The 20,911-nt window shown below is 69.2% G+C and carries 18 protein-coding genes; 12 read left to right on the top strand and 6 right to left on the bottom strand.

The genetic code is table 11. The features are described 5' to 3' along the window. Positions 1-30: 30 nt before the first annotated feature. Positions 31-1,131 carry an NADH:flavin oxidoreductase gene (locus IBL26_RS13595; RefSeq protein ID WP_187785038.1) on the bottom strand — a complete coding sequence of 367 codons (1,101 nt, stop codon included), beginning with the start codon at positions 1,129-1,131 and terminating at the stop codon, positions 31-33. A gap of 105 nt (positions 1,132-1,236) precedes the next feature. Here IBL26_RS13595 and IBL26_RS13600 point away from each other — a divergent pair, with 105 nt between their 5' ends. Beyond that, on the top strand, positions 1,237-1,860 hold the full coding sequence (locus IBL26_RS13600) for a TetR/AcrR family transcriptional regulator (protein ID WP_187785039.1): 624 nt from the start codon (positions 1,237-1,239) through the stop codon (positions 1,858-1,860). A gap of 85 nt (positions 1,861-1,945) precedes the next feature. Further along, positions 1,946-2,935 carry a Bug family tripartite tricarboxylate transporter substrate binding protein gene (locus IBL26_RS13605; RefSeq protein WP_187785040.1) on the top strand — a complete coding sequence of 330 codons (990 nt, stop codon included), beginning with the start codon at positions 1,946-1,948 and terminating at the stop codon, positions 2,933-2,935. Positions 2,936-2,979: 44 nt separating this feature from the next. Here the strand turns inward: IBL26_RS13605 and IBL26_RS13610 are convergent, their stop codons facing one another. From IBL26_RS13610 to IBL26_RS13620, 3 genes are all read right to left on the bottom strand, one after another. Further along, positions 2,980-4,578: an ABC transporter substrate-binding protein gene (locus tag IBL26_RS13610; RefSeq protein WP_241749359.1), complete on the bottom strand. Its 1,599-nt coding sequence runs from the start codon at positions 4,576-4,578 to the stop codon at positions 2,980-2,982. A gap of 46 nt (positions 4,579-4,624) precedes the next feature. Further along, complete coding sequence (gene ggt / locus IBL26_RS13615; RefSeq protein ID WP_187785041.1) at positions 4,625-6,334, bottom strand: gamma-glutamyltransferase; 1,710 nt, start codon at positions 6,332-6,334, stop codon at positions 4,625-4,627. Positions 6,335-6,884: 550 nt separating this feature from the next. Then, complete coding sequence (locus IBL26_RS13620; RefSeq protein WP_187785042.1) at positions 6,885-7,814, bottom strand: LysR substrate-binding domain-containing protein; 930 nt, start codon at positions 7,812-7,814, stop codon at positions 6,885-6,887. A 97-nt stretch (positions 7,815-7,911) separates the two neighbouring features. On the opposite strand from IBL26_RS13620, the gene IBL26_RS13625 reads away from it, so the two are divergent. The 6 genes from IBL26_RS13625 to IBL26_RS13650 all read left to right on the top strand — a co-directional run bounded on the left by IBL26_RS13625 (position 7,912) and on the right by IBL26_RS13650 (position 14,881). Further along, positions 7,912-10,218, top strand: coding sequence for a molybdopterin guanine dinucleotide-containing S/N-oxide reductase (locus IBL26_RS13625; RefSeq protein WP_187785043.1), 2,307 nt, complete (start codon positions 7,912-7,914; stop codon positions 10,216-10,218). Positions 10,219-10,221: 3 nt separating this feature from the next. Further along, on the top strand, positions 10,222-11,439 hold the full coding sequence (locus IBL26_RS13630) for a CaiB/BaiF CoA transferase family protein (RefSeq protein ID WP_187785044.1): 1,218 nt from the start codon (positions 10,222-10,224) through the stop codon (positions 11,437-11,439). Between the two features lie 10 nt (positions 11,440-11,449). Then, the gene (locus IBL26_RS13635; RefSeq protein ID WP_187785045.1) at positions 11,450-11,905 is read left to right on the top strand and encodes a MaoC family dehydratase; all 456 of its coding nucleotides are present in this window, start codon (positions 11,450-11,452) and stop codon (positions 11,903-11,905) included. After that, positions 11,902-12,756 (top strand): HpcH/HpaI aldolase/citrate lyase family protein, encoded by an 855-nt coding sequence (locus tag IBL26_RS13640; protein WP_187785046.1) that lies wholly within the window; start codon positions 11,902-11,904, stop codon positions 12,754-12,756. Before IBL26_RS13635 ends, IBL26_RS13640 begins: the two co-directional genes overlap by 4 nt. A 97-nt stretch (positions 12,757-12,853) precedes the next feature. After that, complete coding sequence (gene chrA / locus IBL26_RS13645; protein ID WP_187785047.1) at positions 12,854-14,074, top strand: chromate efflux transporter; 1,221 nt, start codon at positions 12,854-12,856, stop codon at positions 14,072-14,074. Between the two features lie 51 nt (positions 14,075-14,125). Continuing rightward, complete coding sequence (locus IBL26_RS13650; protein WP_187785048.1) at positions 14,126-14,881, top strand: IclR family transcriptional regulator; 756 nt, start codon at positions 14,126-14,128, stop codon at positions 14,879-14,881. A 102-nt stretch (positions 14,882-14,983) separates the two neighbouring features. Here the strand turns inward: IBL26_RS13650 and IBL26_RS13655 are convergent, their stop codons facing one another. Next, positions 14,984-15,889: an NAD(P)-dependent oxidoreductase gene (locus IBL26_RS13655; RefSeq protein WP_206684223.1), complete on the bottom strand. Its 906-nt coding sequence runs from the start codon at positions 15,887-15,889 to the stop codon at positions 14,984-14,986. Continuing rightward, entirely contained in the window at positions 15,889-17,475 is a 1,587-nt protein-coding gene (locus IBL26_RS13660; RefSeq protein ID WP_187785050.1) for an ABC transporter substrate-binding protein, read from the bottom strand. Before IBL26_RS13660 ends, IBL26_RS13655 begins: the two co-directional genes overlap by 1 nt. 449 nt (positions 17,476-17,924) lie before the next feature. Between IBL26_RS13660 and IBL26_RS13665 the strand changes: the two genes are divergently transcribed. The 4 genes from IBL26_RS13665 to IBL26_RS13680 all read left to right on the top strand — a co-directional run bounded on the left by IBL26_RS13665 (position 17,925) and on the right by IBL26_RS13680 (position 20,883). Continuing rightward, complete coding sequence (locus IBL26_RS13665) at positions 17,925-18,257, top strand: hypothetical protein (RefSeq protein WP_187785051.1); 333 nt, start codon at positions 17,925-17,927, stop codon at positions 18,255-18,257. After that, the gene (locus IBL26_RS13670; RefSeq protein ID WP_187785052.1) at positions 18,254-18,838 is read left to right on the top strand and encodes a hypothetical protein; all 585 of its coding nucleotides are present in this window, start codon (positions 18,254-18,256) and stop codon (positions 18,836-18,838) included. Before IBL26_RS13665 ends, IBL26_RS13670 begins: the two co-directional genes overlap by 4 nt. 170 nt (positions 18,839-19,008) lie before the next feature. After that, positions 19,009-19,683: an RraA family protein gene (locus IBL26_RS13675; RefSeq protein WP_187785053.1), complete on the top strand. Its 675-nt coding sequence runs from the start codon at positions 19,009-19,011 to the stop codon at positions 19,681-19,683. Positions 19,684-19,854: 171 nt separating this feature from the next. Beyond that, entirely contained in the window at positions 19,855-20,883 is a 1,029-nt protein-coding gene (locus tag IBL26_RS13680; protein WP_241749361.1) for a putative FMN-dependent luciferase-like monooxygenase, read from the top strand. The last annotated feature ends 28 nt before the right edge of the window (positions 20,884-20,911 follow it).

The raw sequence follows: 20,911 nt of genomic DNA on the forward strand, positions 1-20,911 counted from the left end.
CAGGCAGGAACAAAAGCCCCGCCCCAGGCTTCAGACCAGTTCCGCCAGCGCGGCACGGCTGAAGTCCCGCAGCTCGTCCGTGCGGCCATCGCGCACCTTCCGCACCCACTCGGGGTCGGAGATCAACGCGCGGCCCACCGCCACCAAGTCGAAGTCACCGCGCGCATGGCGGCGCAGCAGCTCGTCCAGCGAGGCGGGACTGGAACTCTCGCCGCCAAACGCCGCGATGAATTCGCCCGAGAGGCCGACGGAACCGACGGTGATCGTCGCACGCCCAGTCAGCTTCTTGGCCCAGCCGGCGAAATTGAGGTCGGAGCCCTCGAACTCGGCTTCCCAGAAGCGGCGCTGGGAGCAGTGGAAGATGTCCACGCCGGCTTCCGCCAGCGGGCCCAGCCAGGCTTCCATTTCCGCCGGCGTCTCAGCCAGCCGGGCGGCGAAGTCCTGCTGCTTCCACTGGGACAGGCGAAGGATGATAACGAAATCCTCGCCCACCGCCTGCCGCACGGCCCGCACGACCTCGACCGCGAAGCGGCTGCGCTCGGCAATGGTGGCACCGCCCCAGGCATCGGTGCGGGTGTTGGTGCCCGGCCAGAAGAACTGGTCGATCAGGTAGCCATGCGCGCCATGCAGCTCGATCGCATCGAAGCCCAGCCGCTTGGCGTCGGCGGCGGACTGGGCGAAGGCGGCGATGGTGGCCTGGATGTCCGCCTCGCTCATCGCGGCGCCACCTTCCTGCGCCGGCAGCACCAGCCCGGCGGGGCCTTCCATCGGCGTCGGCGGCAGCCAGCCGGAGGCATGCGGCTTGACGATGCCCATGTGCCAGATCTGCGGCGCGATGCGCCCACCGGCCTCATGCACGTGCTGCACCACACCCTGCCAGCCGGCCAAGGCATCGTCGCCATGGATGCGCGGGATCGCCGGGTCGTTGGAAGAAGCCGGGCGGCCGATGACGGTGCCCTCGGTCAGGATCAGCCCGACATCGCCGGCGGCGCGGCGGCGGTAATAGGCCGCCACGCCCTCCGTCGGCACGCCCCCGGGGGAGAAGGAACGGGTCATCGGCGCCATGACGATGCGGTTCTTGAGACGCAGGGATTTCAACGCGAAGGGCTGAAACAGGCTGTCCGTGGTCATGCGATATCCTGGTAGCGAAAATGGGGAGGCCGATTTCTAGATCAGCCGTTATAAAAATGGGTAAGGGCTATCGCCAAGCCTGTCAAGAATTCTATATTGTCTGGTATGGAATGTTCGCCCCCCCGCCGTGGCCGCCCGCCCAGCTTCGATCGGGAGACCGCCCTGCACCGCGCCATGGAGGTATTTTGGGCCGTCGGCTACGACGCCGCGACGCTATCCCAGCTGAAGGAAGCCATGGGCGGCCTGTGCTCGCCCAGCCTCTACGCCGCCTTCGGCTCCAAGGAGCAATTGTTCCGGGAGGCGCTGGACCTCTACCAGGGCAGTGTCTGCCGCTGGGCCTCGGTGGCGTTGGCGAACGAAGATACGCGGGAGGCGATTGCCGGCCTGCTGCGGCAAGCCGCCTTGCAGTACAGCATGCCGGACCAGCCCCGCGGCTGCATGCTGGACCTGGCCACCTTCAACTTCGCCCCCGCCAGCGCGCCGATCCGGGACCTGCTGCGCGAGCGGCGCCATCTGGGCGAGGCCGCGCTGCGCGCCAGGCTGGAACTCGGCATCACCCGGGGTCACCTGCCCCAGGGCACCGGCACGGCGGCGATGGCCGGCTTCTACCGCACCGTCCTGGTCGGCCTCTCCATCCAGGCGCAGGACGGCGCGTCACGGGAACGGCTGCTGGCCATCGCCGACGGAGCGATGTTCGCCTGGGACGGCTGGCTGCGCGCCGCCGCCTGAGCGCGCGACACGTCCGGTTCACCACGGCTTGTGCCCTACGCAGCAAAGTCGTTTCCTGCCCCGTAGGACAGGAAGGAATCGGACCATGGGAACACCCGGGCTTACACGGCGCGCCGCACTGCGCCTCGGCGCGCTGGCGCTGCCCGGCGCCGCCTGGGCCCCGCGGGCCTCGGCGCAGTCCTGGCCCAACCGGCCCGTGCGCATCGTGGTTCCCTATGCCGCCGGCGGCGCCACGGACACCATGGCCCGCATGGTGGCGGAACGGCTGACGCGCCGCCTTGGGCAGAATGTTATCGTCGAGAACCGCGCGGGCGCGGGCGGTGCCATCGGCGCCCAGGCCGTGGTGCAGGCGGAGCGCGACGGGCACACGCTGCTATTCTCCGGCGGCTCCCTGTTCGCCGCGGTACCGCTGATGCAGCGCCTGTCCTTCGATCCGGCGAAGGACCTGCAAGGCGTCAGCATCGTCGGCGTCAACGGCGTTGTCATGGTCGCGTCGCCCGGCTTTGGCCCGAACAGCCCGGCCGAGGTCATCGCCTGGGCCAAGGCCAATCCAGGCAAGCTCAATTGCGCGGCGGCGGGCAACGGTACCTCCAGCCACATCGCAGGCGTCATTTTCCAGGAACGCGCTGGGCTGGACATGGTGATCGTGCCCTATGCCGGTGCCGCGGCGGCGAACTCGGATGTCATCGCCGGGCGGGTGCATATCCACTTCGGCTCGGTGGCCGACCTGCTGCCCTATGCCGGAACCGGCTCCATGAAGCTGCTGGCCATCACCAGCCGGGAACGCATCCCGCAGGCACCGGACCTGCCGGTGATGACCGACACGATCCCCGGCCTGGTCTACGAAGCCTGGAATGGGCTGATCGCCCCCAGCGGCGTGCCGGCGCCGGTCATCGCACTGCTCTCCCGCCACGTGATGGAGATCGCGCGGGAGCCGGATTTCGTGCAGCGCCTCGGCCTGCTCGGCATCCAGTCTACCGGCAGCACGGTGCAGCAGGTGGAGGAGATGCTGGCCTATGAAAGGCCGCTCTACGCCGCCGCAATCCGTGCGGCCGGCCTGGGCTTCGCGCCCTGATCCTCGCGCACCGGGCCGCAGCAACGGCCCGGTGCGCAGGACCCTCAGGTCATCTTCATATTCCAGAAGACGATCAGCTGGTGCGCCACCACGTCCTTCACGCTGTCCCGGTGCGCGGAGACGACCTTGTAGGAACCGAGTGGAATGGCGAAGACATCGTCATAGGCCAGGCGCTGCATCTGCTCGACCAGCTGCATCTGCTTGCCCTGGTCCGGCTCCAGCGCAAAGGCGTCGCGCAGCTTCTCCATCTCGGCGCTTTCGGCCCAGCCGACATAGCCACGCCGGCCGCGCCCATCGACGTTGAGGTTGATGATGGGGCTCATCAGGTCCAGGTCGCTCCAGATACCCCAGGCGATGCTCCAGCCGCCTTCGGCGATCGGCGCCGGGCGGGCGCGGCGGGCCAGCAGGCTGTTCCAGTCCATGCTGTCCACCTGCACGTTCATGCCGATGCTCTTCAATAGCTGCTCCGTCACCGGCGCCAGCGCGCTGCCCGAGGCAAGGTCGGCCGGATGCAGGATCACCACCTTCTCGCCGTTATAGCCGCCTTCCTTCAGAAGCTGGCGCGCACGGTCGAGATTCTGCCCGGCGGGCGCGCCGACATCGGTGGCGTAGGGGGAGGCGCAGGTGAAGAAGGCCTTGCAGGGCTGGGTTAGGCTGTCATCGCCGACCTGCGCCGCCAGGTAGTCCGGCTGGCTGACCGCATTCAGCACGGCCTGGCGGACCAGCTTGTTGTCGAACGGCGCATTCAGCCAGTTCAGCCGCATCAGCAGCGAGTTGCCGATGCCGCGCGGCCGCAGCACCACGCGCCGGTCGCGCTTAAGCAGTTCCATCATCTCGGCGGAGACATTCTCCATCACCTGGATCTCGCCGGTCTGCAGGGCGCTGGCGGCCGTCTGCACGTCCGAGATCTCCAGCCATTCCAGCCGGTCGAAATGCACCACCTTACCGCCGGCCAGGCCGCTGGCGGGTTCCTGCCGCGGCACGTAGCCCTCGAACTTCTCGTACACCACACGGTCGCCGGAACGGTACTCGCCTGCAATGAAGCGGAACGGGCCGGAGCCAACCACTTCGGTGATGCGCTGGTCCTCTGGGATCTGCACCAGCCGCGCCGGCAGGATGAACGGCACCGGGCCGCCCGGCTTGCCCAGCGTCTCCAGCACCAGCCCGTAGGGATGCTTCAACACCAGGCGGAAGCTCTGCGCGTCCACCGCCTCCAGCGTCTGGGTGGCGTTCATCAGCCGGGTGCCCATCAGGTCCCGCTTCCACCACCGCGTCAGGGAGGCAACGCAATCGGCGGCGGTGACCGGCGCGCCATCGTGGAACACCAGCCCCGGGCGCAGGCGGAACGTGTAGGTCAGCTTGTCGTCGGAGAGCGTCCAGTCCCGCACCATCTGCGGCTGCGGCCGCATCTGGTCATCCATGGCGAACAGCGTGTCGTAGACCAGGTAGCCATGGTTGCGGGTGATGTAGGCGGTGGTGGCGTAGGGGTCCAGCACGCCCAGCGTCGCATGCATCACCGCCTTCAGCGTGCGCTTCTGGCCCGTACCCTGTGCCTGGGCGCGCGGCAGCGGCGCCACGGCCGCCGTCGCCATCCCGGCCAGGGTGGTCTGCATGATGCCGCGTCGTGTGCTGAGCAAAGTCATGGTCCTGTTCTCCGGGATGTTGGGACGTTCGGGTAGGCAGTCGCAGTCAGGCCGGCTTGCCGCGCCGCGGGTCCGGCCAGAAGGAAGTGCCCTCGCGGGCCAGCCCGCCGCCCAGGCCCATGGCCACGCCATCGGCACGCCAGCAGGCGGCACCGGTCATGGCCGTGCCGTCGAAGCCGATGGCGCCCATGCCGCCGGCCACATGGTCCACCGGCGTTACGTCATGGCCCTTCTCGCGCAGCGCCTCATGCACCGCCGATGCGAAGCCGCGCTCCACCTCCGCATCATGGCCGTGGGTGAAGACGCGCGGCGCTTCCACCGCTTCCTGCAAACCCATGCCGTGATCGACCACGTTGAGCACGAACTGGAACACCGCCGAGGGAATGCGGTGCGCGCCTGGCAGCCCGACGGCGAACGCCGGCCGGCCCTCGCGATAGCCGATCATCGCCGAGATGCCGCTGGTGATCCGTTTGCCCGGCTGCAAGGACAGCGCATGCCCCGGATGCGGGTCGAACAGATACATGTAGTTGTTGGGAATGATGCCGGTGCCGGGGATCATGATCCGCGCGCCGAACAGGCTGTTGATCGTCTGGGTCGAGGTGACGATGTTGCCGGCGCCATCGGCGATGGTGACATGGGTGGTATTGGCGGATTCCACGCTCAGTACACGCGACGTGAAGTCATGGCTGCGCGCCGGGTCGATCTCGGGCCGGCGCTCGTCGCCATAGGCCTTGGAGATCAGGCGCTCCACCGGCACCGTCACGAAGGCCGGGTCCGCCGTGGCGGCGCGCCGGTCGGCGGCGGCGATCTTCAGCGCCTCCAGCACCAGGTGCAGCGTATCCGCCGTGCCGAAGCCGCTGGCGCGGATGTCGAAGCCTTCCATCAGGTTCAGCATCTGCAGCACATGCACGCCGCCGGAACAGGGCGGCGGCGGCCCGACCAGTTCCACGCCGCGATAGGTGCCGCGAACCGGCGCCCGCTCCACCGTGCGGTAGCCGGCGAGATCCGCCGCCGCGATGGTGGAACCCTTCGAGGCGAGGTACGCCGCAACCCTCTCGCCCAACGCACCGCCATACAGCCAATCCGGGCCATGCTGCGCCAGGCCCCGCAGGGTGTTGGCATAGTCCGGCATCCGCAGCCAGTCCCCGGCGCGCAATGGCTGGCCGCCGGGCAGGAACAGGGCGGCGATCGTCTCATCCAGCTCCAGGTCCATCGCCGTCTCGGCGATGCAGGATGCCAGGTAGGGTGTCACCTTGAAGCCGTTGCCGGCGTGACGGATGGCCGGCTCCAGCACCGCCGCCAAGGGCAGCGTACCGAAACGCTCCAGCGCCTCGCACCACCCTTTCAGCGTGCCCGGCACGGCCACGGCCGAAGCACCGCGCCGGTTGGCCCGCCCCGCCGTCTCCATGTAATCGGGCCAGGTGTCGGCCACCGGGGTGTACATGTCCGGCCGCGCCGCCGCCGGCGCGGTGGAGAGGCTGTCGATCACCACCTCCCGCCCATCCGCCAGCCGGATGACGGCCACGCCCCCGCCGAAGAAGCCGACCATCATCGGCTCCACCACCGTCAGGGTAAACAGCGCCGCGACCGTGGCATCGATGGCGTTGCCCCCCATCGCCATCATCTCCATCGCCGCCGCCGAAGCGAGAGGATGGTTCGTCACCGCCATGCCACGCTCCGCCGTTACCGGCGTCTTCTCGGTGGCAAAGACGCTGCCTGCGCGGCTGCGCCAATCGTGCGAGGGAGTCTGGGTCATGCGCGCATCCTGCATCCGGGGCTGCACGAGTATTCATGCGCTCAGCTGGATCGGTCCAATACGCACTTCGCGGTATTTCGATCATTTGGACGTCTAGGTTGGGGAGCGGTTCGCTCTGGCGACGAGGACAGAAGAGAAGGCCGGGGAAAGAATTCCCCCCATCTTTCTTTTACGAGTTTTATGTTGGGCTTCGTTGAACGGGCGATCTGTGAAGATAAGGCGGAATACTCAAGATATTGTCAATAAATATACAATATTTTTGAAATATATCATATGTAAATATCTATCGGTCAGGAGGAATCCGATTATATTTAACAATAATATTAAATATTATCATGACGATTACTTATCGCGCCAGCCCTGGCAGTACAGCCGGCATTCGGCAACATCAAGGACAGCTTCAGCGGCAGGCAGCCGCCTCCCCGGCACCAACCTCGCCAGTTCAAGCCCACCCAGACTCGAAGAAAAAAGATGGGGTCCGGGGAATTCCTTCCCCGGCCGTCCCGCACATTGAAGCTTCAGCCGGCGGACCGGGCCGCCTGCGCCGAGCCTACCCCGGCCCCACCCGGAACCCCCGCGCATGCTGCGTGAAGTTGCGCGCGGCGGGCGAGGGCTCGGTACGCCGGTAGCCCAGGGCCAGTTCCGCCACGATGGCCGGCCCGGCGACCGCGCGGTAGACGATGCCCGGCAATTGGATGCAGCGGACCGATTGCGGCACCAGCGCGACACCCAGTCCCACGGCCACCATGCTGGCGATGGTGACGAAATCCTGCCCTTGCGGACCGAGAAGCGGGTGGAAGCCAGCGGCCTGGCAAGCCTTCACGGTGTGCCGGTGGAAGCTGACGCCGGTGCCGTGCCGCGGCGTGATGAAGGTATCCGCCGCCAACGCCGCCAGTTCCACGCTCTCGGCCTCGGCCAGGGCGTGGGTGTCCGGCAAGGCCAGCAAGACGCCTTCCTGCAACAGGGGAAAGCTGGTGATGCCGACCGGCAGGCTGACGGGCGGGCGGATGAAGCCGATATCCAGCCGGTCCTCGGCCAGGGCTTCCAATTGCCGCTGCATTTCCATCTCGGTGATCTGCAGCTCCACCTCCGGGTGGGCGCGGCGGAAACTGCCGACCAGGGAGGTCAGGATGCCGGTATAGGCGGCGGAGGCGACGTAGCCGATGGCGATGCGCCCGACTTCCCCCCGCCCGGCGCGCTGGGCGGCGACCAGGGCGGTATCGGCCTGCGCCAGGGTCTTGCGGGCTTCCACCAGGAACAGTTCCCCCGCCAGGGTGAGGCTGACGGTGCGGCGGGAGCGATCGAACAACAGGGTGCCGACGATCTCCTCCAACGTGCGGATCTGCTGGCTGAGGCCGGGCTGGGCGATCCGCAGCCGCTCGGCGGCGCGGCCGTAATTCAGCTCTTCGGCCACTGCCAGGAAGTAACGCAGGTGCCGGAGCTCGAGATTGCCGCGCGAAGGGCGTCGTCCACCAGTCATCGTGTCGATCCAGAACTCCAGCTTATTGAGAATGGCCGCAAGGCATATTGGACTGCTTGCATGCCCGGCTGCAATCTCCATGGCCGGAGGATCTCGCATGCCCGACCAGCCCCTGCCCGCCGGACCGCAGCCCCACAGCGCGCATTGGGGGGCTTTCTCCGCGCAATGGGACGGAAAGCAGCTGGCGGTGACGCCGCATCCGGCGGACCCGGCACCCTCCCCCATCCTTGGCAACTTCACCGACACACTGCGCCATAAGGCGCGCATCCTGCGCCCGGCGGTCCGGCGCGGCTGGCTGGAACGCGGCCCAGGCCCGACCAACCGGCGCGGACGCGAGGATTTCGTCGCCCCGCCCTGGGACGAGGTGCTGGACCGTCTGGCCGCCGAGCTGACCCGGGTGAAGGCGCAGCACGGGCCGCAGGCGGTATATGGCGGCTCCTATGGCTGGTCCTCCGCCGGGCGCTTCCACCATGCGCAGAGCCAGATCCACCGGTTCATGAACGTGGCGCTGGGCGGCTACGTCCGTTCGGTCAACAGCTACAGCGCCGGCGCATCGCAGGTGATCCTGCCACATGTCATGGGCTCGCTGGAGACGCTGTTCCGCCGCAACGTCACCTGGGCGCAGATCGAGCAGCATACCGATATCATCCTGTGCTTCGGCGGCATGGCACTGAAGAATTCCATGATCGCCAGCGGCGGTGTCAGCCGGCATCTGGAACCGGACGCCATCCGCCGCGCCCGCGCGCGCGGCACGCAGTTCGTGCTGGTCGGCCCGATCAGGGATGACCTGCCACCGCAGGCGGAGGCTGAGTGGCTGCCCGCCGCTGTCGGCACCGATGTCGCGCTGATGCTGGCACTATGCCACACACTGGCGGTGGAAGGGCTGCACGACACCGGCTTCCTGGCCACCCACACCACCGGCTACGCGGTGTTCGAGCGCTACCTGATGGGCCAGGACGATGGCCAAGCGAAAGATGCCGCCTGGGCCGCCTCCCTCTGCGGCATCCCGGCGGAGACCATCACCGGCCTGGCCCGACGGCTGGCGGCGGGGCGCAGCCTGATCACCGTGGCGCATGGGCTGCAGCGCGCCGAGTTCGGCGAGCAGCCGATCTGGGCCTCGGCGGTGCTGGCAGCGATGCTAGGGCAGATCGGCCTACCGGGCGGCGGCTACAGCTACGCGCTGGGCGCCATGGGCCATTATGGCCGCCAGGTGAATGCCGTACCGATCCCGACGATGCCGCAGGGCACCAACGGCGTGCGCGATTTTATCCCGGTCGCGCGCATCGCCGACATGCTGCTGAACCCCGGTGCGCCTTTCGAATACAATGGCCAGCACCTGACCTATCCTGAGATCAAGCTGGTCTATTGGGCCGGCGGCAATCCGTTCCACCACCACCAGGACCTTAACCGGCTGCGCGAGGCCTTCGCGCGGGTGGACACGCTGGTGGTGCAGGACAATGCCTGGACCGCCTCCGCCCGCCACGCCGACATCGTGCTACCGGCCACCATGACGCTGGAGCGTGACGATATCGGCGCCGCGGCCACCGACCCGCTGCTGGTGGCCATGCGCGCCGCCGCGCCGCCGGCAGGCGAGGCACGGGATGACTTCGCCATCTTCGCCGGGCTGGCCGCCCGCATGGGCGTGGAGCACGCCTTCACCGAAGGCCGCGATGCCGCGCAGTGGCTGCGTCACCTCTACCGGCGCACCCAGGACGCGCTGGCGGCACGCGGGCTTGAGGCACCGGATTTCGCCACCTTCTGGGCCCACGGCGAGATCACGCTCCCCTCCGAGCCCGATGACGGCGGCCCGCTGCGCGCCTTCCGCACCGACCCTGCCGCACATCCGTTGCAGACGCCGAGCGGCCGGATCGAAATCGCCTCCGAGGCCGTCGCCGGCTTCGGCTATGCGGATTGCCCCGGCCATCCCGCCTGGCTGCCAAGCACCGAGCAACCGGATGCGCGCCATCCGCTGCGCCTGATCGCCAACCAGCCGGCCACACGGCTGCACAGCCAGTTGGATTTCGGCGCCTACAGCCAGTCCGGCAAGCGCGCCGGGCGGGAAGTGGTGCGGCTGCACCCGGAGGACGCCGCGCAACGCGGCATCGCGGAGGGCGACGTCGTCCGCATCTTCAACGATCGCGGCGCCTGCCTGGCCGCGGTGTGCCTCTCCGACGCCATGGCGCCCGGCGTCATCCACCTGCCGACCGGCGCCTGGTACGACCCGGAGCCGGACCCCGGGGCGCAACCACTCTGCCGCCATGGAAACCCCAATGTGCTGACTCGCGACCTCGGCACCTCCCGCCTCGCCCAGGGTAGTTGCGGCCAGACCACGGTGGCGCAGGTGGCGCGGTATGAGAGCACGCCGCCGCCCGTCGGCGCCCATATGCCGCCGGCAGGCGCCTGAGCGATGGGACCGCTGGAAGGCGTGCGGGTGTTGGACCTTACCTCGGTGGTGATGGGGCCGTACGCGACCTCGATCCTTGGCGACATGGGCGCCGACGTGATCAAGGTGGAAAGCCCGCAGGGCGACATCATCCGCCAGGTCGGCCCCAGCCGCAGCGGCGAGATGGGCGGCATGTTCCTGCACGCCAACCGCAGCAAGCGCGGCATCGTCGTCGACCTCAAGGCCCCCGGCGGGCGGGAGGTGCTGCTGCGGCTGGCCGAAGGCGTGGACGTGCTGATCCACAATATCCGGCCGCAGGCCATGGCACGGCTGGGCCTGGGGTACGAGGACGTGGCGGCGGTCAATCCGCGCATCGTCTATCTCGGCGCCGTCGGCTTCGGTCAGGACGGGCCCTATGCGGCGCGCCCCGCCTATGACGACCTGATGCAGGGCATTGCCGGCATCCCGGCTCTGATGGCGGAAAGCGGCGATGGTGTGCCGCGCTACGTGCCGGTCAACATCGCCGACCGCGTGGTGGGGCTGCACGCCGTCACCGCCGTGCTGGGCGCGTTGCGGCACCGGGACCGCACCGGCGAGGGCCAGCGCATCGACCTGCCGATGTTCGAGACGATGGCGGGCTTCGTCCTCGGCGACCATCTCGGCGGCCTCAGCCACGAGCCGCCGCTGGATGGCGGTGGCTACCCGAGGCTACTGACGCCGCACCGCCGCCCCTACCGCACCGCCGACGGCTTTCTCTGCGTGCTGATCTACAACGACCGGCACTGGCAGTCCTTCCTGCGCGCGGTAGAGCGAGAGGACCTGCTGGCCGACCCGCGCTTCGCCAGTCATGGCAGCCGCACCCGGCATATCGACGCCATTTATGCCGAGGCCGCCCGCCTGTTCACCACCCGCACGACCGAGGCGTGGATCACGCTGCTGGATGCGGCGGACATTCCCTACACCCCCATGCACGACCTGCCCGGCCTGCTGGCGGACCCGCATCTCAACGCCGTCGGCTTCTTCCAGCAGCAGCAGCATCCAGCCGAGGGCACGGTGCGCTCCATGAAGATCGCCGCCACCTGGAGTGCGAGCCAGCCGGAGCCCTCCCGCCTCGCGCCCCTGCTTGGGCAGCACACACGGGAAGTGCTGGCCGAGGCCGGCTACGCCCAGGCCGAGATCGACCGCCTGGCGGAAGCCGGCGCCATCCAGCAACACGCCGACATCGCAACAACGGCGGAGTGAGGAGCCAGCCATGCCAGGATTGTACTTCGAGGATTTCGAGCCCGGGCGCGTGATCGACGCCGAGTGGCGCCGCACGGTGACCGAGGCGGACAACGTGCTGTTCAGCGGCATGACCATGAATGTCGCCCGGCTGCACCTGGATGCCGAATACATGAAGGGCACCGAGTTCGGCCGCCCGCTGGTGAACTCGCTGTTCACCCTGGGGCTGATGATCGGCATGAGCGTGCACAACACCACCAACGGCACCGCCATCGCCAATCTGGGCATGAACGACGTGCGCTTCCCCGCCCCCGTCTTCGCCGGGGATACGCTGCGGGTGCTGACCACGGTGAAGGAGGCACGCGCCAGCCGCTCCCGCGCCGATGCCGGCATCGTCACGCTGCTGCACCAGGCCTTCAACCAGGCGGATGCACTGGTGGCGACCTGCGAGCGGGCCGCGCTCGTCAGCCGGAGGCCGGCGGCATGAAGCTCCGCAGCCTGCTGTTCGCGCCGGCCGACCAGCCGCGCAAAATGGAGAAGGCGCTGGCCAGCACCGCCGACGCCGTGGTGCTGGACCTGGAGGACGCCGTCGGGCCCAGCGCCAAGGACGGCGCCCGCGCCGGCCTTGCGGGCCTGCTGCCGGCCCAGCGGCGCCCCGGCATCGTGGTGCGCGTCAACGCACGCGGCACGCCATGGTACCTGCACGACCTGGCCGCCGCCGTTGCCCTGCGTCCAGCGGCGGTCATGTTGCCGAAATGCACCGGCCCCGCCGACCTGCAGGCGCTGGACCACCACCTGGAAGCGCTGGAGGCGGCGGCCGGGCTGCCGCACGGAGGCATCGGCGTGCTGGCGCTGGCGACCGAGACGGCGGCCTCCCTGCACCACCTCGATTACCGGGGCGTGACCCCGCGCCTACGGGCGCTGTGCTTCGGGGCGGAGGATCTCTCGGCCGAACTCGGCGTACTGCCGCGCGATACCGGGGGTGGCTATGCCGCACCGGCCATCCAGGCCCGTGGCGCCATGCTGCTGGCCGCGACCGCTGCCGGGGTGCCGGCGCTGGATACCCCCTTCCCCGACCCGCGCGACGAAGCCGGGCTGCTGCGGGAGACTCAGGCAGCGGCGCGCGACGGCTTCAGCGGCAAGATGTGCATCCACCCGGCGCAGCTCGCCCCGGTCAATGCCGCCTTCACGCCGGATGCGGCGCAGCTCGCCTGGGCCCGCGCCGTGCGGGATGCCTTTGCCCGGCAGCCCGAGGCCGGCGTGCTCTCGCTCGACGGGCGGATGGTGGAGCGGATGCATCTGCGCCTGGCCCAGCGGTTGCTGGCCGGGGCCGACTGACGGAGGCGGCATTGCCGCGCCGGGCAACGCCGCCTGCATGGAGATGTCATCGTCGCGGTGGGATCGCGTTGGCGGCGCCTGTGGTAGAGCCATGCCGATGCAGCACCCCGATTCCGCCCCGCCCCGCCGCCCGGCAGGCTCGCCCTGGGAAGTCTTTTTGGCCTTCCTGAAGCTGGGCCTGACCTCCTTTGGCGGACCCGTCGCGCATCTCGGCTATTTCCGGGCCGAGTTCGTCGAACGGCGCCGCTGGCTGAGCGAGCAAGCCTTCGCCGAGCTGGTCGGCCTGTGCCAGTTCCTACCTGGACCGGCCTCCAGCAAGGCGGGCTTCGCGCTCGGTCTGTTGCGGGGTGGCAAGCTGGGCGCGGTGGCGGCCTGGGCCGGCTTCACCCTGCCTTCGGCCCTGGCGATGCTGCTCTTCGCCCGTGGGGCGGCGGACCTCGCCGCCTCACCGCTGGGGGCTGGCCTGCTGCACGGGTTGAAGTTGGTGGCGGTGGCCATCGTCGCCCAAGCGGTCTGGGGCATGGCCCGGGCGCTGTGCCCGGACCGGGTGCGGGCGGGCATCGCACTGGCCTCGCTGGCGGTGGTCACGCTGCTCCCCGTCTCGGCCGGGCAGGTGGCGGCCATCGTCCTTGGCGCCGTGGCCGGCTGGTGGCTGTGCCGGGACAGCGCGCCCGCCGCCCCGGCCGAGTGGCTGGCGGTGCCGTTCTCCCGCAAGGCGGGGCTGTTGTGCCTGGCGCTGTTCGGCCTCCTGCTGGTGCTGCCGCCGCTGCTGGCCGGGGAGGCCGGCGCGCTGGCGATGTTCGATGCCTTCTACCGCGCCGGCGCGCTGGTCTTCGGCGGCGGCCATGTGGTGCTGCCGCTGCTGCGGGATGGCGTGGTGGCACCCGGCTGGCTCTCGGACGATATTTTCCTGGCCGGCTATGGCGCGGCACAGGCCATGCCGGGGCCGCTCTTCACCTTCGCCGCTTTCCTTGGCGCCAGCATCCAGCCGGCAGGCGCGGGGGTACCGGCCGCCGCCCTGGCGCTGGTGGCGGTGTTCCTGCCGGGGTTGCTGCTGTTGCTGGGCGTGCTGCCCTTCTGGGCCGCGCTGCGCGCCCGCCCCGCGGCGCAGGCCGGCATGCGCGGCATCAATGCCGCCGTGGTCGGGCTGCTGGGCGCCGCGCTCTACGCGCCGGTCTGGACCAGCGCCGTGCTGCGGCCGCTGGATTTCCTGCTGGTTGCCGCGGGCTTCCTGCTGTTGACGGTCTGGCGCGTCTCGCCACTCTGGATCGTCGTGTTTGGCGCCACGGCCGGACTGGGCATCGCCGTGCTCGGCTGAATTCGCCAACGGCCCTTGATGGCGCTGCCATCCAGGCGATAGACCTGTGGCATGACACGCAAGCCAAGGGCCGTCCCCGCGCTGGAAGGCGTCGCCTCCGCCGAGCGGACGCTGGCCCTGCTCAGTGCCTTCCGCAAGGGCGATGCCACGCTGACCCTGGCGGAGCTCTCCGCCCGCACCGGGTTGGTGAAAAGCACCATCATGCGCCTGGCGGTGTCACTGGAAGCCTTCGGCTATCTCTCCCGCACCGGTGATGGCGAATACCGGCTGGAGGCGGAGCTGCTGCGCCTCGGCATGATCTACCAGCAATCCTTCCGGCTGGAGGCGCATGTAATGCCGGTGCTGGAAAAGCTGGTGGAAAAGACAGGCGAAAGCGCGTCCTTCTACATCCGGCGGGACGAGCAGCGCCTGTGCCTGTTCCGCGCCGATTCGCCGCACCGGTTGCGCCTGCATGTCCGCCAGGGCGACCTGCTGCCGATGGACAGTTCTGCCATCGCGCAGGTGCTGAGACTGTTCACCACGGTGCCGCTGCCGGCGGAGGCCGCGATGCTGGACTTCCCGCTCTATACCGGCGGGGTCAGCGATCCGCATGTCGCCGGCATGGCCTCGCCGGTCTTCGGGCCGGACGCGCAATTCGCCGGCGCGCTGACCCTGGCGGGCCCGCTGGCGCGGCTGACGGAAGAGACCGGCCGCAACATCGCGCCGCTGCTGCGGGATGCGGCCACCGCCCTCACCCGCAGCCTGGGCGGCCGCATGCCGGAGATTCCGACACCGCCGCCCACCGCCGCGCCACGCAAGCCACGTTGAGGCCGGCGCGCATTTTCTTCCGGTTTACGCGATCACGCTCCCCGGCTTTCGCCAGGAAGCGTGATTCGGCGTTCTGCAGATTTTAGCGCAGGTATTCCAGCTTCACGCGACTTCGGCCGGCTCCATCCGTGCCTCGATCGCCACCAGTGCCTCCTCCAGCGTCGCCGGCACCTTGCCGCCGAAATGCTCCTTCAGCCCCAGCGCCTCGACCCATTGCAACCGCGCCGCGGTGGAGCGGCTCATGATCGGCTCGATGCCGACATCGGCCAGCGCCTCGGCTGCCATGCCGGCTTCCTCGGACCGGCGGCGGGCATGAATGACGCCGGTGGTCAGCAAGCCCGCCGCGAAATCCTCGAACGGGCGCGACAGCGTCTTGGCGGCGGAGGCCAGGACGACGTCCTCCAGCCCGTAGCGGCGCGCGCCCAGCAGCATCTCGCCCGTCAGCGCCTCGATCCCCTTGATCAACACCGAGCGCAGGATCTTGATGGCCGAGGCGGTGCCAAGCTTCTCGCCCACCGCGTCGATCTTCATGCCCCAAGGCACCAGCGCATCGCGCACCGCTTCCGCCGCCGGGCCGCTGGCCAGGATCGGCAGCGCTAGCCCATCTTTCGGCGTGCCGACGATGGAACCATCGGCCAGGATGGCGCCGCTGCCGGCCAAAGCCGCCGCCATCGCCTGCTTCACCTTCGGCGTGGCGGAAGCGATGTCGATGAACAGGTGCCGCGCGGAGAGATGCGGCGCGAAGGCCTGCGCGCTGGCCACCGAGGCGGAGCCGGGCGTGACGCCGATGATGACCTGCGCCCGTTCCGCCAACTCGGCCGGGCTGCGCACCAGCGTCACGCCGGCCGCCTTGGCGCGGCTCTGGATCAGGCTAGCATAGGGCCCGTCGAAGGCGCCGGTGTCATAGCTGAGAACCTGCTCAACCCCGCGGTCCCGCAGGCCCGCGCCCAGCGTGCTGCCGATCTCGCCATAGCCGATGAACCCGATGCTGATCTGCTGCGCCGTCATCATACTCTCCGCACGTTCCAGAATTTCACGAAGCCATCGAGCACGCCGTCGATGGTGCGGCGCCAGGCCATGGGCTGGAAGATCTGCCCGGTGGGGATGAAGGTCGCATCCCGCCAGGCCTGGGCCTGCATCTGCTCGGCCAGCTTCTTCTGCGCGGCCGGGTCCTGCTCCTCCATCCACGCATCGCGCAGCCGCTCGGCCTCCGTGCTGGTCGGCCAGCCGTACCAGCCCTGCAGCCCATTGGCGCGCGCCACGCTGGTGACCGCCGGGTCCAGGATGTTCAGGCCGGAGACCATGGAGGGGAAGACGCTCCAGCCGCCCTTCTCCACCGGCTCACGCGAGTTGCGGCGCTGGAACAGCGTGCCGGTATCCATCGCCTGGATATCGACGTTCAGGCCGATGCGGCGGAACAGGTCCATGCCCAGCTGGCCCAGCGGTGCGCTGACCGGGTGATCCATCGGCAGCATGAATGCCACCTTCTCGCCCTTGTAGCCGGAGGCCGCGATCTCCTGCTTGGCGCGCTCGATATCCGTCTTGCCGAACAGTTCGTCGAAGCCGACATCGTTGGCCATCGGCGTACCCGGGCAGAACATGCCGAGCTTGACGTGCCAGGTATCGGGGTCGGAGCTGTAGGACTGCATGAATTCCGCCTGGTCCACCGCGCGCAGCACGGCGCGGCGTAGCGCCACGTTGTCGAATGGCGGCTGGATGCAGTTGAAGCGCAGGATCGGCGTCAGCCCCTGGCGGTCCTTCACCTCGACGCGCAGCTGGCGGTGCCGCCGCAGCATCTGAACGAGGTCCGGCGACGGGGTTTCCCACCAATCCACCTCGCCCACCTGCAGCGCGTTGGCGGCGGCGGAGACGTCCGGCATGGTGGTCCATTCCACCCGCTCGAAATGCGCCACCTTCGGGCCGGCGGTGCCGCCCGGCGTGCCGTCGCCGCGCGGCACGTAACCGTCGAAGCGCGCATAGGCGGCGCGGGCGCCGGCCATGTGCTGGTCCGGCAGCCAGCGGAACGGGCCGCTGCCCACCATCTCCGTCACCTGCCTGGTAGATTCCGTCTTGGCCAGCCGCTCCGGCATGATGGCGCACATGCTGGGCGAGGCCTTGGCCAGCGCCGCCGGCAATAGCGGGAAGCTGCGGTTCAGGCGGAAGCGGATGGTCTTGTCGTCCGGCGCGTCCAGCTCATCCGTCGCCACCATCAGCGCCTGGCCGAAGGAATCGCGGGAAGCCCAACGGCGGATGCTGGCGACGCAATCCCTGGCGGTGACGGCGCTGCCATCGTGGAAGCGCAGGCCGTCCCGCAATGTCAGCCGCCACAGCCTTCCATCATTCTCGATGACGTGGCCCTGCACCATCTGTGGCTGTGGCTGGAAATTGGCGTCCAGGCCATAAAGCGTATCGAACACCATGAAGGCGTGGTTGCGCGTCGGCGTCGCCGTGGTCGCCACCGGGTCGAGCAGCGAGAGATCGACGAAGGGCACGAAGCGGAGGACGCTCTCCGTCTGCGCACGGGCGAGGCTCGGCATGGCGAGGGGCGCGAGGGCGGCGGCGGAGACCCCACCCAGAAAGTGGCGACGTTGCATGGTGGGCTGGTTCCTCCTGCAGCGCCCTCTGCCGGGGCGTCTGACTGGTCATTTCAGAATGACGTTGCGTTTTTAACCTGGATGGTTGGGACCAGCCCTGTCAAGTGTCCGTTGGGTCCAGACTAGGCCTGGGCTGCACGCCTATGGGCGGCCGGTGCGCGGGTACAGGCCAGTTCTCACGGCAAAGCCGGCCCAGATTCCGCTCGCGCCAGAGCACAGACCAACTTCGCCGCTGCTTATTCACCGGCGCCGGGCTTAGCGAGCGCCCGGGTACCGCGTTGGCAAGTATCGAAGGTTCGTGCCGGCGCCTCGGTTCATCGCCCGGTCATGTCCCGATGATCCCGACCGTGTGATCGCCAATGACGGATGCTTGTGATGACTGATCCGCCAGCAGTCCCATTGCTGCCATGATTGAGCGCTTCAACGATCGTATCGATGGAGAGCACAGGATGGACATCGAGCGGGACGCGATCGGCTGGCGGCAGATCCTGGTCGGTTACGGGCTGGTGGCACTGATCTTCGGCGGGATGGGGGCGGCGCTGCTGTCCACCCAGGCAGCCCAGAGCGGGGCGGATTTCGAAATGGCAGCCGCCGGCGTCGTCGTCGCGATCATCGTTCTGGACATGGTGTTCCGGCGGGCGCTGACGCGGGCATTCGTGTGGCTCGGGCTGTCGCCGATGGCGGAGTTCCGGCTGAAGGTCTGCTCGGTGTTCCTGTTATGCCTGCTCTCCCTCGCTGCCTGCGCGCTGGGCGTCGCCGTCAGCATGAGGATCAATGCATGAATGCCGGGCGCGCAGCGGACGCGACATTCACCGCCTATTCGTCCCGGTTGCAGCTGTTGGTGGTGACGGCGGGAGTGCTGCCACTCGTCGTCATCGGCGCGGTGTCCCTGCCGCTGCTACCGGGGGCGCCGCTGGCGGCGCGGTTGATCGGGCTGGTTATCCTGGCGCCGTTGCTGACCTGGCTGGCGATCAATGTCCGCCTCGTCTTCTTCCGTAAGCCGATTATCGAAGTCGATGGCGAAGGGCTACTGTGGCGCCGATGGTCCCGCAAGCGGATCGGCTGGGATGCCGTGCAGCGCTGGCAGGCGAAGCGGCATATGGGCATTGCGTTCGTGACCCTGTGGCTGCACCAGCCATCGGAGTATCGGTCCACCACGATCCACCGCCTTCTGGCGCCGGCGAACAAGTGGCTCGGCATGGGTGACGTGACCCTGAACGCGGGCGGCACCAACCGCAGCTTCGAGGAGCTGGCGGCGGCCATCGGCCGCTACGCGCCGCCGCCCGAGCTGCCGGAAGACCCGCGGCTGGCGCGGCGTCTGCTGGCGGCGCGGGAGAAGCGCGGGCGGGCCGCGGGAAGCTGAAGCCAACGGGCAGCGTCCCGCCTGGCCGACGGGCGCCCGGCCCCAGGCCCTGCCCAGGCGCATCGGTCCAGGGCGGTCAGCCATTTTGAAATGCCGTTGCGTTCCCTCCCGCTCCGCGCAATCCTGCCGCCTCGCGGCCAGGATCGGCCGCTGCCGAGCAGGAGGAACGAATGGGTACAGGCTTCAGGATCTTGCCGCGCCAGCGCGCCGCCAGCGCCGAGTGGGTGGAGCGGTTCCGCCCGCTGCCCGTGGCCAATGTCAGCGACGTCATGGCCCGCATCACCGCCGCCGGCCCGCGGCTGCGGCCGATGCACCGTGGCGGCGGCATGGTCGGCCCGGCCCTGACGGTCAAGACGCGCCCTGGCGACAACCTGATGATCCATAAAGCGCTGTCCCTCGCCGGGCCCGGCGATGTCATCGTCGTCGATGGCGGCGGCGACCTGACCAACGCCCTGATCGGCGAGCTGATGGTGGCGCAGATGGTCAAGCGCCGCGTCGGCGGCATTGTGCTGAACGGCGCCATCCGGGACTGCGCCACGCTACGGGAGCAGGACTTCCCGGTCTATGCCGCCGGCGTCACGCATCGCGGCCCCTACAAGGACGGCCCCGGCGAGATCAATGTGCCAATCGCCATCGACGGCATGGTCATCGCGCCCGGCGACCTCATCCTGGGCGATGATGACGGCCTGCTCTGCGTGCCGTTCGACGAGATGGAAGCGATCCACGCCGCCGCCGCCGCCAAGCACGCGGCGGAGGTGAAGATGATCGCCGATATCGAGGCCGGCACGAACGATACCAGCTGGGTCGATGCGGCTCTGCGCCGCCTGGGCTGCGAGGGTCTGTAGCCACCGCGCCGATCCAGCCCGCGCCGCCGGAGGTCTTGGCCTCCGGTGGCCTATCCCTGCCCGGCCCCGCCGTGCTTCCAGCGTCGGGCAGGGTCCGCGATCCCCGGCGTGCGATTTCCGGTCCCAGCCTGTATCCTGCCTGCGACGTCCTTCCCCCGAGGCATTGCGAGCATGAGCATGACCACGAAGCGCCTGGGCTTTTTCTCCCGCGTCCTGGACCAGACCGGTCCGGCCGAGCGCTATCGCCTGCTGACCGAGCAGATCCTGCATGCCGAACGGCTGGGCTTCGATGCCGCCTGGATCGCCCAGCACCATTTCGACTCCGAGGAAGGCGGGCTGCCGGCGCCGCTGGTCTACCTCGCCTCGCTGGCGGCCCGCACCAGCCGCATCCGCCTCGGCACTGGTATCATCACCCTGAGCCTGGAGAACGCGCTACGGGTGGCCGAGGATACCGCCGTGTTGGACCTGCTGAGCGAAGGCCGGCTGGAAATCGGCCTCGGCTCCGGTGGCTCCGCCGCCGCCTATACCGCCTTCGGGCTGGAGAGCAGCGCGCGCGGCGCCATCTATGGCGAGAAGCTGGACCTGTTGCTGCGCGCCTGGCGTGGCGATCCGCTGGAAGGCGGCGCCCGTCTCTACCCCACCGCGCCCCGGCTGCATGAGCGCCTGTGGCAGGCCACCTTTTCCGTCGCCGGCGGCATCCGCGCCGGCCAGGCGGGGGATGGGCTAATGCTCTCCCGCACCCAGCCGAAGCCGGACGGCGCCACGCTGTGGGACGTGCAGAACCCCATCATTGACGCCTATCTGCACGAGTTGCCCTCCGGCGCCACGCCGCGCATCCTCGGCTCCCGCAGCCTGTTCGTCGCCGATGACCGGCAGGAGGCGCTGCGGCTGACGGAAATCGGCCTGGAACGCGCCGCCGCCCGCGCGCGCAGCATCGGCCAGCACTACCCCACCGGCAGCCTGGCCGAGCTCATGGCCATCAACGACATGCATGTCGGCACGCCGGACGAGGTGATCGCCAGCCTCTCCGCCGACACCGCGCTGGCCAGGGCCACCGATTTGGTGTTCCAGGTGCATTCGGCCGACCCGCCGCACCCCTACATCCTGCGCTCGATCGAGCTGCTGGCCACCCGCGTCGCCCCGGCCCTGGGCTGGGCGCCCCCGGTGCCCGCACGGTCCCGCGCCGCCGCGACCGCCTGAGCTCTCCCTCACCACGCCCACCACAGGA

The sequence above is a fragment of the Teichococcus aerophilus genome (assembly GCF_014490485.1).
Lineage (GTDB): Bacteria > Pseudomonadota > Alphaproteobacteria > Acetobacterales > Acetobacteraceae > Pseudoroseomonas > Pseudoroseomonas aerophila.